This window comes from Mesorhizobium humile (assembly GCF_033977215.1).
GTDB classification, from domain to species: domain Bacteria; phylum Pseudomonadota; class Alphaproteobacteria; order Rhizobiales; family Rhizobiaceae; genus Mesorhizobium; species Mesorhizobium humile.
In genome coordinates this window covers 12,399-26,889 of sequence record NZ_JAVIIV010000030.1, presented here as the reverse complement: position 1 = coordinate 26,889, position 14,491 = coordinate 12,399, and the positions used below count along the sequence as shown (strand labels likewise).

Below are 14,491 nucleotides of genomic sequence, written 5' to 3'. Positions count from 1 at the left end.
AGCGATGTGTCATCGGCACCGAGCGCATTTCGTCCACAAAAGTTTTCGGACCGCAGACTTCCGGCTCCGGGCATGATCGCCTGCCGATAGACGGGGCGAGGCTCTATTAGTTAAGGCACCGCCAATCCGCGATGGGAGCCCCGGCTGAAACCGGGTCGGCATCGAGCAACCGCTACAGATCTCCACCACCCATCCCAGATGCGGCAGCGCCTAGTCTCGGCGCCGTTGGCTTTTCGGTGGAGGCCCGCTTCTGGATCGGTAGTCGAAGCGTGCGTATCGTCCGACCGCTTTTAGCCTCGGGAGTTCGATCGCTGTTGCGCCCCACCGACATAAAGGCGTGGTCGCAGGCACGTTCCGCGCCGCAGCATCGGCCTCGTGTCGTAGCGCACCTCGCGGCGGCCATCCTGAGGCCCTACCCGCCTCTCAACTCCTGTAGGATAGTTGTGACTCACCGAAGTCAGGCATAGCCGTCTCCACGGCGCCGCCCGACATCTTCTGTCGGGTTTGTCGAGTTCACGATAGGGGCCTTCTTTAGCCGAGCCCTAGCTTTTCTTCAGCTAATCGACTGAAAAGACACCACAAAATTCCTCCTTCGGCTCAATCGATCAAACTGGCATAAATCTTGAGCATCTCCGTTGTCAGGCGGGCGGCAGCTGACTGTCGTGGTTAGTGTCACGGGTAGCAACGATGGAGGGTTGGAGCAAAGCGATGCTCTACGGTTGCGCACGCGTTGCTCTTAGCACGGTAAGACATGTGCGCACAGAACGGCCGACTAGCCTTGAAATACAACATCGCTCCGCGCGGAAGCCGCGAACAACTTCATGGAACGAGAAATGAACGCCCCCGCTATTTCAATCGCCAGCACTCGTATTCTGTGGTATAGGCGTATGTTCATCGCTGAAAGATGCCTGATTTCCTTCTCGATGGGCATCTTTGCGCTGCTTCCAGTTTACCTGTTGTCGATTGGGCGAGACGAGATCTTTTTTGGCTCGATCTCAGCAGCAGGCATGGCGACCGCCATCTTAATAGTCTTGATCAGTCCTTCGCTCGCCCGGCGGTTTGGCGTGCGAAGGCTTGCACCTATCGGCGGGCTTCTCTATGCAGCAGGCTGCGCGACCATCCTCGTAAACGAGCTTTCGGGGGTGCGCGCGACACTTCCCTACTTCCTGAGCTACATGCTGCAATCGGGTGGATGGGCGCTGCACTTCACCGTGGGCTCGATCTGCATTGCCGCCCTCTCAAGCGATGCAGACCGGTCATCGAGCTTCATGGCCTACTCTGCATTCTCAACCTTAGGGGTAACCTGCGGACCTCTGCTAAGCAGCCTCCTTACCCGGTTCACCGGCTTGGGCACGCTGGACATGTTCATTCTGGCAATGCTTGCGGCGACGGCAGGTTCCGCATTGTCATCCTGGGCAGCGCAGCATGCGGCGAACATCCGCAACGCCGATATTCCCAACAACGCCTCGCTTGCACGCGACCTTTTCACTCTGCTCTTTAGCAATTCTGCAATGTTTTTTGTACTCGTACTGCTGTCGGCAAGCATTTACACCACGTTGATAAACTTCCAAGCTCCATTTGCGAACAATTCAGGTCTTCGGTATGAAATATTTTTTGGCTCTTGGGCGATAGCAGTAGTCGGCTCTAGGTTTGCAATTGGTCCGCGCGTGAGCCGCGGTGCGGCCGATCGGATCTTACCGCTACTCCTGGGCGGGATGGTTATTTCGCTTCTCGGTTTCCACTACTCTCCGGGCCATCCTGTTATTTACGCGGTGGGATCACTAGCGACCGGCATAACCTACGGGCTATCGTATCCCCTGATGCAGGCAGAAGCTGTCCGCGTGACTGCGCCGCAGTCCCGAACCTTGGTGCAGATCATCTTCAGTCTTTCCTATTTCCTCGGCTTGTATTTCTTTCCTTTCGCTGCCGGCATCGTCTCAGTTCACCTGGGGTACGATACACTGACGTTATTAATTGCCGGCTTGGCTCTGCTGCAAACGGCTATTGCTCTTCTTGGCTATCGCATGACCCGGCGCAAGCCCGCCTCGACCGTGGCCGGCAACAAAGGCTAAAGCACGATGTGCGGGAGGTCCCACGTCGTCATCGGAGCCGGGCCAGTCGGCCGGGCGGTGGCCCTGCAACTTGCGGGCCAGCCGGACACGTTGGTTGTCCTGATTGACAGGAGCCATTCTGTGCTTGCTGCGGCGCAAGGGCTTCTGGGCGACCTCAAAAACGTCCGCTTCGACGGGTCGTTAGGTCCATGCGCTCTCTCAATCCAAGCACGATCGCTGATCATGGCTACGTCTTGGAATGACTGCCGAAATCTGGTCGGCAAACTCGCGCACCAAATGCACGAGGCAGGTCTACACACCCCTATTATTTGCGTCGGAAGGCCGGACCCCGAGGATCCTGACATCGCCCGGATGCCGCCTCACGGTCCGCCGGTAGTCTTGGGAGCGGGTCTCGAACCAGGACTGGTTGAATCGTTAATCTCACTGGCTGCAGCTGAACTAGACGGCTTAGAGAGCATCGTAACTCATTGCGGAGGGATTCCCAAAATTCCGGAACCTCCACTGAACTATGCTCTCGCCTTTGGACGTCGGCTGCCCATAGAGCAGAGGCCCGCGTTGGCTCGAGTCAATGGCCGAGCCGTAACACGAAATCGATTCGAAAGCGTGTCTTCGGTGTTCGTGGAGGGTGTCGGACTTCTTGAGGCATACGATGACGCAATGGTTCCGTCGACTGCCGCAAGCACTCATCTCAGCATCCCGACCATCCGACAATTGACTGTGCGATGGCCGGGCTTTGCGGATGGCGTTCGGATGTTGCATCGCCTCGGGCTGCTGTCCGACGAGGAGATTGAGATCGGGAGCGCCCGGCTGCGGGTCAAGCACGTCACGGAAGCGCTTTTAACTCGCCGGAGCCCAAAGGAACATAGCGACCAGGTCATCCTTGATGTGGCCATTGAGGATCGCCATCGCAAACCTGGCCGCTGGACGTGCATCCTTCGCTCCGCACTTCAGGAACGAGGCTTCTCAAGCATGGCTATCGCGACCGCGGTTCCAGTGGCCGCAGCCGTGGAATGCGTCACGCGCAAACAGTTGCGGGGTGCCATACACCCCGGTGAAGCCACTCTCGCCGAAGTCGCCTCGATGGCCCTAGGAAAAATGAGGGGAAGCCGGATGGCTGTCTTAGCCGAGCGCGCAACTGGGCTGTTGGAAACAAGCACGATTTTTGGAGCCGGACATGCAAAGGCGGAAAACACTGCTCGTGGGCAGCGGACCAGCAAACCTTGCACTGCTGACCTGCCTGAAAGAATGGGGTTCCTCAGTTCTGGATTCCCTGGAAGTCCTTGAGCGCCGCGACAGTGCAGAATGGCACCCAGGCATTGCTTTCGAGGATTCAAGGCTCCAAGTCTCCTTGTTCAAGGACCTGGCGTTCCTGAGGAATCCGGCAAGCCCATTCACTTTTTTCTCGTTCTTGCACGACAGGGAGCTTCTCTATCACTTTATTCATACGAACGAACTATATCCTTCAAGGAAGCTGTTCTCCGACTATCTGGTCTGGGTAAGCGGGTTTTTTGCGAATAAGATTTGTTTCGGCAAGGAGGCGCTGGAAGTCAGGTTCGGCGAGAAGCCATCGGGAACCCCAACCCTTGTCGTCACGGTCCGGGATGTGTCGAGCGGGGACGTTTCGGAAACCGAAGCTGACGACGTGGTCGTGAGCCTTGGGCATGAGCCATACCTTCCCCAAGAACTGGCCGTCGATCCCGGCCGTGTGGTGCATTCAAACTTCTTCCTGTCCCATGCGAACGAGGGAATGATCAACGCGAACGCTCGCGTTGCAGTCGTCGGGTCCGGGCAAAGCGCCGGCGAGATAGTCAGATTCCTTCTTCAGCATCGGGAAGTGTCGGAAGTTATCGTCGTTGGCCGGCGCCACCTCTTTGAACAGACGGACGACAACCCGTTTGTAAATGACTTCTACACCTATCCACACTCGCTAAAGTTCGCGAAGCTGCCACGCGAAGATCGCAATAGGTTTCTTACCGACACGAGGAACACGAACTTCTCCACCGTCACCAAGGACGTCCTCAAAAGCATCTACGATCTTCGCTTCGAAGACCAAGTGTGTGGACGCGATCGGCTCAGACTGTTCCCATATACGGAAATCACGGCGGCGAAGCGTGTTGAGGATAGCTTTCGTCTTCACCTTCGCGGAATCGGAAGCAGGCAAGACCTGACAACGCTTGAAATCGACCTTCTGGTTTGCGCGACGGGCTTTTCAAACCGTCGCCATTTATCCTTCCTCCAACCGCTGCACCCGCTTATCGAAGACGCCGCCCTCGTTATCGACGAGTCCTTTGAAGTGGATCTCGGTCAGACGGCATTGCGCCGCTCCGGTCCGCGACCTCGCGTTTTCCTCATGAACCACTCTTTTGGCCTTCGGGGCCCAACGGAGCACACGCTCGGCGGTCTGGCCGAGCGGGCGGCGGTCGTGGCGAAGGCGCTGCAAGACTGGCAGGTGCTTCAACCTGCTCAAGGTCGCCCCGAGACGTTGCCAGCGGCATGGCCAACCCGAAATTCAAGAGTGGAAACGAAATGATCTATCCGCAAATAATAGATCTCAAAAATGAAGCACGTGCGGTCCCTATCTCGATTGATGGCGGCATCGTCAGGCATGATCCCTTCCCAGAAGGGGGTAACGTTTCGGTACGTCTGTTGAAGTTCAGTTCAGGCGCGACCACTTGCCGTCACAACCACGGGGAAGTCGAATTTTGGACAGTGATCTCTGGCGGCGTTCGAATTCACCTGGATGAAAAGACCTTCCTGCTGCTTGGTGGAGAGAGCATCAGGATCGACCCGCTGCGCAGGCACAGGATTGAGGCTTTGGACAGCGGTGCAGTCATGCAGACGGTGTGGTGGCACAGCCGCGCAGCGTTCGAAGAGGCGATTTCCACGAAGGAAGCGACGGCAAAAGACAGACCGTTGTTGCTGGTCCCCGCCATGCTTACCCCGAATGGGCAAATGCACATAGGTCATGCCTCAGGACCGTTCCTCCACGCGGATGTGTTGCGCCGAATTGCTGAGACAGGCGACCGAGAGGTCTTCGTGCTGCAGGGCACGCACGGTCATCTTGAGCACATTGCAATTGCGGCCGACGCTGCAGGACTGGAATACTACCAGCTCGCGGAGAAAAATACGGCTTGTTTCCAAGAGGCTCTGGATCGGCTCAACGCAGTCCCGGATATTTTCCTTGGGACAGAGCCAGACCGCCGCGGCAAGGCGGTCGTTCTCGAGGTCTTCAAGCGACTTTGTAGCAAGGGCCTGATCGCTGAGAGGGAGTATTTGGTCCCATATGACGTCGAAAGCGGGCGCTTCAGGGTCGACGCCTTCGTCCACGGCAAATGTCCCTATTGCGGCGGCTATGCTTCCGGCCATGAATGCGAGGATTGCGGCGCGCTGGTCGTCGATGCCGAACTTCAGGATCCGGTTGATCTCGAGGGGCATTCCCTGGAACGTCGCCCCCTGAAGCGCCTTTTCCTGAACCTCGCTCCAATGCATGACGCGCTCGAATCCTTCGCCTCGCGGTCCTTCCTGCCCATTTACGCCAAGCACTACATCGAATCCTGGCTGGGCCGGGGGCTTCCGGAAGTCTGCATCTCTAACCCAAACCGAGAGGGAATCCGGATTCCAATCCCAGGATTTGAGTGTCAGCGGTTCAACATCACCATCGAACACGTGCCTCGGCACTTGCTTGCCTTAGAAATGATAAGGGAAAAGAGCGGATGCCCTGCCTTGTGGTACCAAATTCCGCGGGACGAGATGCCGGAGCTGAACATTCTTTTCGGGGCGGACAACGCCTTCGGACGCTTGTTGGTCATTCCCGGCGTACTTTCGGCCCTTGATCTGCATGAGATGCTCCCTCGACGGATCTTCGTAAATCAGATGCTCACTCTCGATGGGAAGAAGTTCTCAACATCACGAAATCACGCAATCTGGGTGAACGATATCACTGCAAAAGAAACCGGCGAGCCGCTTCGCTTCTACTTGTGTCGCCGGCGCCCGGACGGATGTGTTGAGGACTTCTCCCTGAGTTCTTACGAAAGCTGGAAACGGAATTTCTGGGACGGACGGCTGTTAAGATCGACTGGGAAGGCTAACCAGGTCATCGAGCGGGTCGCAACTGACGAGCTCCCTTGTCCTGGCCAGTGGTCAGCCACCGACATTGCGTTCCTGGCGGAGTGCAGACGCTTCAACGCAGAAGTGCGAGCGCGTTTCGAAGCGGATTACCCGGACGTACGTCAGCTGACACATGCAATCGAGGCGTTCGTCGACGCAATCGACCGCTATTCATGTTCAGTGCTGCACGTTCCAGCTGCAGCGAAGGAAAACGAGGCGCTTGACCGGACCGCGGCCCGCGCAGTGACCTTCGCGCTTGTCGGACTCTGTGTCGCGGCCTACCCACTCATACCTGATTTCGCTGCCCGCATCGCAGGGAGTCTTGGGCTGGGGGTCCCCAAGCTCAGCTGGTTAGACCGCGACTGGATAGCCGAGCCAGTGCGTCTGCCTGAAGCATAGGCGCCAGAGGCGGTGAATAGCCGGTAAAATGATTTCGGACTTACACGGAGCCGCACATCGAGGAGCGGGCGCCGGGAAAGGCGCGCCAGGAAACGTCGGCGACACGTCTGATGTGGACGCCGATGCCGGTCGGGCCATACGCTCCATCCGTTCCCCAGCATGGGTGGCCTTCGGTGTTCGCTTGAGTTTCTTATCTTTCGATAACCTTGACTGTCAGTCGATCGCCACTGCCCTTCCCCTCTCGCCGACGTCAAAGAATCTCGCGTAAGGTCCGTGCGAGAAGTGGCGGCGCAACTCATGAAAATTCTCGATCGTTTGCTCTAGCGGTCGCGTTTCCTGGCGCTGAAGTGTGGCCGTACTGGAAAATCGAAGCGCCGGAACGCCTAGGAAGTCCCAAATCGCTGCCAAGCATGTGGCAGGTTCGCGCAGAAGGCGCTCGTACTCGATCTCAAGCATATTGCTCTTCGTGAAGGATCGCGCGACCCGAGCGTGGAAATCGTCGGCAGCCTTGAAGTATGCCTCGCAGTCGGCGGTCGATAATCTAACTTGCGGCGGCGGAGCATCATTGTCCGACCTGAACTTCAGCCATTGACGCGTTTGTCTCGCCTGTACCAGTGACCGCAGCGATTCCAAGGTATTTTCGCGGACCACGAGGATGACTCTGAGGCCCGGCCAACGTGTCAGCTCTGCAAAAAAACCCGGACGATCATGAAATTGAGGTTCGTTGACCTTGCAGCCCACATGCGTCACCTTTTTGTCGCTCTGCGCGGGACAGCACGAGTAGGCTAGCTCAAGCAGCTCTCGATCGCTGCGAAGCAGACGATGCTTATCAGGCCAAGTCGTGGCATATGGATTGAGCAGTTCACCGTTGCTCAACACATTCGGATGGGCATTCAGCAATTCTTCCAGGTAGTGCGTGCCAGTTCTTGGCATCGCCAGGATCACGAAGGGCGCAGGCGGCGGTATGTGGCTATCAGTCATTGCGTGTGTTCCTAACCAGCATTAGTCGCGGCAGTTCGGGTGGCGCTTCGGACGAGAAGCCTGATTGCTATCTTCGACACTGCCCCGCTCAAGGATGTTCCCAACCGGTCGGATTAAGCTCGCACTCAAGCAAACCGTACAATCGAAGGGATAGCACCACGGTCTGCGCCGACAGGGCGAGTGCCAAAGCCTCGGCACCGACGCAGCAGCGTCAGCGCATCAGGCGCCGACGCAATAGCGCCGCCGACAAGAAGAACGGCAAAACCGCGTAGACGCAAAGTGTCGCAATGTGCAGGCCGAGGCTTTCAGCCGGGCGGCCAAGCATGACCGAGCGGATCAAGTCGACCGAGTGAGCAAGAGGCAAGAGAGACGATACCTGCTGAAAAGCGCCTGGCATTTGGCTGACCGGAAAGACGGCCCCGGACAGGAACAGCATAGGCGTGAGAACAAGCGTTTGATAAAATACGAGACAGTCGTAGTTGGGCGCAAGCGCCGTGACGATCATGGCTAGACTTGCGAAAGCAAGGCCAGTTAGGGCGATGATTGGCAGCGCGGAGAGAAGGGATGGCCACGCGGCATAGCCGAGCGTGGCAGCAACTAGCGTAATCGCCGTACCGGCCAGAAGAGACTTGGTGCCGGCCCAGGCTAGTTCACCAAGTACGATATCGCCGAGCGTAAGCTGAGTGCACAGCATCGCTTCCCAGGTGCGTTCGCCTCCCATGCGAGCAAAAGTCGAGTAGATCGTTTCGTAGGTCGCCGAGGTCATCGCGCTTACCGCGGCCATGCCAGCCGCCAGAAAAGCTACGTACGAAGTGCCTTCAACACGACCTATCATTATCCCGAGGCCAAAGCCGAGAGCGAACAACGAGATCATCGGCTCAGCGAGGTTCCCGAGAACCGCCGCAAGGGCAATTTTCTTCCAAGCCAAATAATTGCGGCGCCACACTGCAACCCAATTCCAGGCATTGGCGGGCATAACGGCCATATAACCTTCGATCATTGTTCAGTCCTTCATCTCGCGCCCGGTCAGCCGCAAGAAGACATCCTCGAGATTCGGCGGACGCTGCAAAAGGCGCAGACCAGCAACCCCACGCAGCTGCGTGAGCACCTGCTCGGGATCGGGCGCATAGCAAAAGAGGGTTTCGCCGCTCAGCTCGATGCGTTGCGCGTACGGCTCGACCAGCGATCTCAGTTCTTGTGGATTGCCGCCATAGACTTCGACCACCTGGCAGCCGATCTGCTCGTCGATCAACGCGTGTGGTCGCCCTTCGGCGATCTTGCGCCCCTGCTCGAGCACACACAGCCGGTCGCACAACCGCTCGGCCTCCTCCATGAAGTGAGTGGTCAAAAGTATCGTCTTGCCCCGCGCCAACAAGGAACGCAGGCGTTCCCAGATCAGGTGGCGCGCCTGTGGATCGAGGCCAGTGGTCGGCTCGTCCATGACCAAGAGTTGCGGGTCATTAATCAGCGCACGGGCCAGCGTCAGGCGTCGCTTCATGCCGCCGGACAGTTCGGCGACGCGCGCATCCGCCTTGTTCTCGAGGCGGGCGAACTCGAGCAGCGATGGGCTGACCGCTTCGACCTCGCTTTTGCTCATGCCAAAGTATCGCCCGAACACCAGCAAGTTTTCACGTACCGTGAACCTATGATCAAGGTTGTCGAACTGCGGGACCACGCCGATGCGTCCACGTGCCAAACGGGCACGTGCCGGCACTGGCACGCCGAACACCGTGATCTTGCCTGCGTTAGGCGTTGCCATACCGAGGAGCAGCCGTGTAATCGTGCTTTTGCCCGCGCCGTTCGGCCCCAGCAGCCCTAAGCACTCTCCCGGTGCAACGGTGAATGACATGCCGTCGACAACGACCCTTTTGCCATATGATTTCGTCACGCCGACAAAGTCGATTGCCACCATGGTCGCGCACTCAAACCAGCGTAAGGGCGCCGTCGACCGGCGATAGTTCAGTTTCGGGAATTTTGGTCAACAGCACACCATCGGACCATATGTGTTCAATTTGTCCCCAGCGGCAGGCTGCGGCGGCACCCGGGAAGAACCCACGTCCATGATGGTTGGCACTCGTATTGCAAAGCAGCGGAATGCCTGTGAGTTTTTCATATTCGATGAGTAGCTCGGCCACCTTGTGCTCAGAGGTTCTGGAAATGGTCTGCAGTCGCGCAGAACCGTCGAGATGCACGACAGCGGGGACTTTGTCCCGCCATTCCGCCCGTGTCTGATGGTCGAACAACATGTAAGGATCTGGCGTTCCGGGGCTGAATATTTCCGGCGCGCGGTCCTCAAGGCAGATCGGCGCCACGGGGCGGAAGTGTTCGCGAAGTTTGACGTCGTTGAGATAATCCTTCATTTCGGGCGAAGTCGCGGCCGCGAGAATGCTTCTGCCACCCAGTGCCCGTGGTCCGAGCTCGGCGCGCCCTGTAAGGAAAATGACGGGCTTATTGCTGGCGAGAATGGAAGCGAGTTTTCGCATACTGCACGGTTCGGAGTTCCATCCCGAAGGCAGTTGGCCATCTAGCAGGGCCGGGCCGCTGTAAACCGACCAATCCAGAGGAACGAAGCCATCTTGCACAACCATTGCGCTGCAAGCGGCACCGATTGCCGAGCCGCTGTCATTCGGAAATGGCGGCACCCAGACAGCATCGAAGAGACCCGCCTCGCGTAAGGCACTGTTCCATTTAATATTGAGACCGCAGCCGCCGGCGATGCACAAATTTCGCGCCCCGGAAAGATGTGCGTGCCGCTCCACAGCGGTCGCCATTTCGCTGACAAGGAGACGCTCGAGAAAATGATGAAAGGATGCAAGCACATCTTCGGGTGCCTGATCCCTCAATCGGAGCGCACTGGCTTCGAAGAAGTCATGTACGCGCGCAAGCAAGGGCTCCGCGCTGTTGATATCCGCACGGTAATGGCTGGCTAGCTCTGTGTCGCCCGCAAAGCGCTCCTGGTAGAGTTCCTGAAACACTGCCACGATGTCTTCATCGACCGACCCGAGTGCGATGTAGGCCATCAGCTTGCCGGCAACACCTAGATCCCAGTCGCCGCGACCCGCCCGCTTATAAGGCCCGAAGTGATGGCCCGCAGCTGCGTAAACATGGCCTATCACTGGGAATAGGCATTCTAGGAACCGGGCGCCGCGGCGTTCTACATAATAGAGGCGTGGAAAGATGCACCCGTCCCAGACCAAGCAGAATGCGGGCTGTTCGGTTTTGGCGAAAGGGCTGGTGCAGTACGCCGAGGTCACATGGCCGGTAACATGCGGGTAGCTTCTATAAGAGAAAAGCCGGCCACCGAGCATCAGGCCGGAGCCGTCGAGCGAAGTGAGGAGGCCCTCGGCATGGCGTTCGACGTAGGGGGCCCCTTTGAGAGTGATCGGACCCGCCCCGCTAAGGACCTGGAACTGCGACTCCAAATCACCGTCCCAGCCGTCGATAACGAACTGATCTACGTCCCGCGGATCCAGACCGTGCTCCGCCAAGGCGGAGACAACTGACTCCAGATGGTCGATGGCTTGATATCGTCGGTTATTGTCCCGCTTCTCCTGTTCAAGGCAAAAGACGAGTTGTCCGTCCTCGACAAGGGCGACCGCCCCGTCATGCGTCAGCTTGATACCACAAATGCGCATAATGCTTCCTCGTCTAACGCAGGCAATTCGATAGATCCGGAGGCCGAACCGGACTCCGAAAACGGGCGAGCAAGCAGTCTTGGCTAGGGGTGTCACCCTGGCACTGCAGATGATCGACAGCGATCAACGTCTCGTTCAGCATTGCCATGACAGTCTCGGCACCAGCGGCGTGACCCCAGCGCCGGCAAGTGGCATCACGCGCCGATCCGAATACCAGGTGTCCCCCTGGCGCAAGCATCCGCGCAAGGTTGCGGATGGCAGCGCGCATCTCGGCTATGCCGTTGAGGTAATAAAGAACCTCCGCCACGACGATCAGATCGAACGGCTCCTCAGTCGAGAACTGTTGAACATCGGAGACTACCCAGGTGATGTGCGGTAGCTCCTTCATCCGTCTGCGCGTTCGATCAATCGCGCGCGGCACGACATCGATTACTGTAAGCCGTTGGCAATGGGGCGCTAGCCTTTCCGTGAACGCGCCTGCCGCACACCCAACTTCAAGTGCATTTGTGATGGATCCATGCAAAAGCGACAGCCGCAGCATTTGCGTGTGACGCTCCCGCTCGAACGAATTGGCATCGAGCAGCCACGGATCGTCGGCGGCCAATTCCCGATCCAACAATCGATGATTATTGTCCAACTTCAAAATTCGTCTACCTCGATTACGCAACCATCACTCATCGGAAGTCACCAGCACCGAACAGTCCCGCGCAAGATGGCGCATACGATTCGGCACCGCATCTTCCGACAATTTTGTAGTGCTTGATTCAGTGGTCAGGTTCTGGACGGGAGCCTGTTTCCCATCATTGACTGCCACGGTGGCAGCGAAGCTGCGCGACAGCCAATCGCTGTTGCTCAACGTACACAACGCATAGGCTTTCAGGGGGAGCAAGAGAAAGACGTTGATGAATGTGTGGACAGCGAAGCCTATAAATCGAAGTTGGCGAGCACGAAGCGCCACCACGCTGCAGCGAACGATGGTCATGAATACAATCATCAGGATTGTCCACCATGGCACGGTGCCCATCAGTGCGAACTGCACGAGGCCTGTTAGCACCGATACGGCGAGTAGTAGCGGCCCGAGATTCTGTCCCACCACGTCCAATGTTAGAAAGCCGTTGAGGCCCGGTAGCAGATTCAGTGCAAGCCAGGTGTCCCGGAAAGTGCTGCGTGCCCACCGGAGTTGTTGGCGCAGATAAGGCCCTAGGCTATCTGGAACGACTGTTGCCGCGATGGCGTCCGGGATGTACTCAGTTCGAAGGCCTGCTTTCAGCATTAGGATCGTAAGATGGCGATCTTCACCGAAGTCGCTTGGCTTTCCCCGAAATGTTTGGGTCTCATACTGATCCAGCAGCAAAAGGAGTGCGGATCGACGGTACATGGCACACGGGCCGCAGCAGCACATTACGGCGCCGAAGCGAGCCTGCGCTGCGCGTTCCTCGTTGCAAGCCAGCCAGTATTCCATATCGATCAACCGAGTCAGCCAAGTGTCGCTCCGGTTGCTGGCTGTCAACTGACCCATGGCTGCGCCGATCCCGGGATCTTGCATCTTCAGCGCAAGCTTTGTGACGACATCGGACGCTAGCATCGTGTCCGAGTCGACATTGAGCACCAAATCTCCAGATGATCGGCGTATCGCGGCGATCTGTGCCTTGCGCTTTCCGGCATTTTTGGGGAGCAGAATGAAGTTGAAGTTCGGGTGGCCCGCGAAGCTCTGGTGAACGGGCGCAACGGCGTCCCGGTTTCCAGAACCGTCATCAACTACATAGACTTGCAGCCTTCCGGCGTAGTCCTGGTTTGCAATCGACGTGAGGCACTCGAAGAGTGTGCGGGGGTCCTCGTTGTAGCAAGGAATGATGACGTCCACGCTCGGCCAAAGATCGGGACTGGCTAGGTTGTCCGAGACCAATGAAACGCTTGCCGTGCCGGCATAAGCGGCTTGCATGCTCTTATATGTGGTCGAGAGCAGCGCATAACACGAGATGGTGACAGTGCTGACTGTGCCAAGAAGGTCCATGAGATCTTTGGTTCGTTTAGTGTTGTTGGGGGAGCGAGCGCATTACAAAGCCGCGGTCGTGCAATGCTGGAATTATGCGCGAGAGGGCCAGGATGGTTTGGCTTCGCAAGCCGGCGTCACTGCCCGGCTTCATCTCGCTAGGAGGGCACCCGTCGTGCAAGAGCACGATTGCGCCCGGCCGGACGGAGGCCAGCACTGCATCGACGATTGCATTGACACCGGGACTAGACCAGTCTTGCGGATCTGCCGACCAGTGGACAGCCGACAGCCCAATACTGGCCGCAGAGGCGATCACTTGTTCGGTCCAGATGCCATAAGGAGCGCGCATGTACCGCACCGAGGCCCCAGGGCAGGCCGCTTTGATGGCTCTGTTCGCCTCGAAGATCTCACGCTGCACTACGCCGGGTTCGCATTCGGACAGATCAGGGTGGGTCATCGTATGGTTAGCAACCTCGTGCCCTTCCGTGATCATTCGTTGGATTAGTGCTGGCTGGTCTGCCGCGTACGCGCCAATGACGAAGAAAGTCGCTGACACACGGTGTTGCGCCAGCACGTCGAGCACCTTCGGTGTGCAAAACGGATGAGGGCCGTCGTCAAACGTCAAATAAACGCTAGGTTGGCCGGCACTGTTAGCGCACTCGCTGTACACTTCGGACAAGCAGTCGAGGTGGCTCAAAGCTCTGCTCCGTTCCGATCAATCATCTCGCCGGCGGGCCAATCGGTTATCGGACGCCCAACTGGCAAGACAACGACGAGTGCGTCGTCTATGCGCGTGGGCGGTTTGTCGAGAAGCGCGTCTCTAAGGGTGGAGCGCACGCGAACGCCCGACTTGACGACCAGCAGACCGCCTCGCCCCAATCTTGCAACGTGTTTATGCAACGCTGGCCGAACCGTGCCGAAGCCGAATGGAACCGCGAGTTCCTGCAACACGGGAAGCACGACGCGGAATGAACTGCTGATTCCGAGCCCCTCGAGATCCCGACGAATCCCGTACAATCCGAGTTCAGCCACTAGCAGATCAGCCCCATCGATTTTGATGAATCGACGCAGTATGCCCATGTGTGCCGCAATACCGCTCGAGTCATACGCGATCGCACGGAACTCAGGTCTAGCTCCGGCCCAACTTCGGCTGCCTTCGAACGGCTTGGCATTGAAGGCGCCGGTCGGTCCGTAGGTCCTTCGAAAGAATTCGGCGAGTTCGATATGGTCGGAAAGTTGCAACTCGTTTTCCCAGCACAGCTTCCACCGCACCTGAGAGCGCATACAAAGACTCCTTTTTTGAT

The 14,491-nt window shown here is 57.9% G+C and carries 12 protein-coding genes; 4 read left to right on the top strand and 8 right to left on the bottom strand.

All coding sequences use genetic code 11. The features are described from left to right. Positions 1-833 precede the first annotated feature (833 nt). The 4 genes from RFM52_RS29790 to RFM52_RS29780 are packed head-to-tail and all read left to right on the top strand — an operon-like array spanning position 834 to position 6,578. A complete protein-coding gene (locus RFM52_RS29790; RefSeq protein ID WP_320298812.1) occupies positions 834-2,072 on the top strand; it encodes an MFS transporter in 1,239 nt (412 codons plus the stop codon). 6 nt (positions 2,073-2,078) lie between these two features. Then, complete coding sequence (locus RFM52_RS32920) at positions 2,079-3,356, top strand: saccharopine dehydrogenase family protein (protein WP_430700527.1); 1,278 nt, start codon at positions 2,079-2,081, stop codon at positions 3,354-3,356. Then, positions 3,247-4,602 carry a SidA/IucD/PvdA family monooxygenase gene (locus RFM52_RS29785; RefSeq protein ID WP_320298813.1) on the top strand — a complete coding sequence of 452 codons (1,356 nt, stop codon included), beginning with the start codon at positions 3,247-3,249 and terminating at the stop codon, positions 4,600-4,602. Before RFM52_RS32920 ends, RFM52_RS29785 begins: the two co-directional genes overlap by 110 nt. Beyond that, complete coding sequence (locus RFM52_RS29780) at positions 4,599-6,578, top strand: class I tRNA ligase family protein (protein ID WP_320298814.1); 1,980 nt, start codon at positions 4,599-4,601, stop codon at positions 6,576-6,578. The genes RFM52_RS29785 and RFM52_RS29780 overlap by 4 nt, the downstream gene beginning before the upstream one ends. Before the next feature lie 213 nt (positions 6,579-6,791). On the opposite strand, the gene RFM52_RS29775 is transcribed toward RFM52_RS29780, so the two are convergent. The 8 genes from RFM52_RS29775 to RFM52_RS29740 all read right to left on the bottom strand — a co-directional run bounded on the left by RFM52_RS29775 (position 6,792) and on the right by RFM52_RS29740 (position 14,471). Then, positions 6,792-7,559, bottom strand: a complete 768-nt coding sequence (locus tag RFM52_RS29775; RefSeq protein ID WP_320298815.1) for a sulfotransferase — start codon at positions 7,557-7,559, stop codon at positions 6,792-6,794. Between the two features lie 211 nt (positions 7,560-7,770). Next, positions 7,771-8,559 (bottom strand): ABC transporter permease, encoded by a 789-nt coding sequence (locus tag RFM52_RS29770; RefSeq protein WP_320223257.1) that lies wholly within the window; start codon positions 8,557-8,559, stop codon positions 7,771-7,773. 3 nt (positions 8,560-8,562) lie between these two features. Continuing rightward, positions 8,563-9,471, bottom strand: a complete 909-nt coding sequence (gene nodI, locus RFM52_RS29765) for a nodulation factor ABC transporter ATP-binding protein NodI (protein WP_320216516.1) — start codon at positions 9,469-9,471, stop codon at positions 8,563-8,565. Between the two features lie 10 nt (positions 9,472-9,481). Then, the gene (gene nodU, locus RFM52_RS29760; RefSeq protein WP_320298816.1) at positions 9,482-11,194 is read right to left on the bottom strand and encodes a nodulation protein NodU; all 1,713 of its coding nucleotides are present in this window, start codon (positions 11,192-11,194) and stop codon (positions 9,482-9,484) included. A 13-nt stretch (positions 11,195-11,207) separates the two neighbouring features. Then, on the bottom strand, positions 11,208-11,861 hold the full coding sequence (gene nodS, locus RFM52_RS29755) for a nodulation methyltransferase NodS (RefSeq protein ID WP_320216518.1): 654 nt from the start codon (positions 11,859-11,861) through the stop codon (positions 11,208-11,210). 3 nt (positions 11,862-11,864) lie between these two features. Continuing rightward, entirely contained in the window at positions 11,865-13,208 is a 1,344-nt protein-coding gene (gene nodC / locus RFM52_RS29750) for a chitooligosaccharide synthase NodC (protein ID WP_320223259.1), read from the bottom strand. A 16-nt stretch (positions 13,209-13,224) separates the two neighbouring features. Continuing rightward, entirely contained in the window at positions 13,225-13,884 is a 660-nt protein-coding gene (gene nodB, locus RFM52_RS29745; RefSeq protein WP_320216520.1) for a chitooligosaccharide deacetylase NodB, read from the bottom strand. Continuing rightward, complete coding sequence (locus RFM52_RS29740) at positions 13,881-14,471, bottom strand: NodA family N-acyltransferase (RefSeq protein ID WP_320216521.1); 591 nt, start codon at positions 14,469-14,471, stop codon at positions 13,881-13,883. Before RFM52_RS29740 ends, nodB begins: the two co-directional genes overlap by 4 nt. Positions 14,472-14,491: the final 20 nt, after the last annotated feature.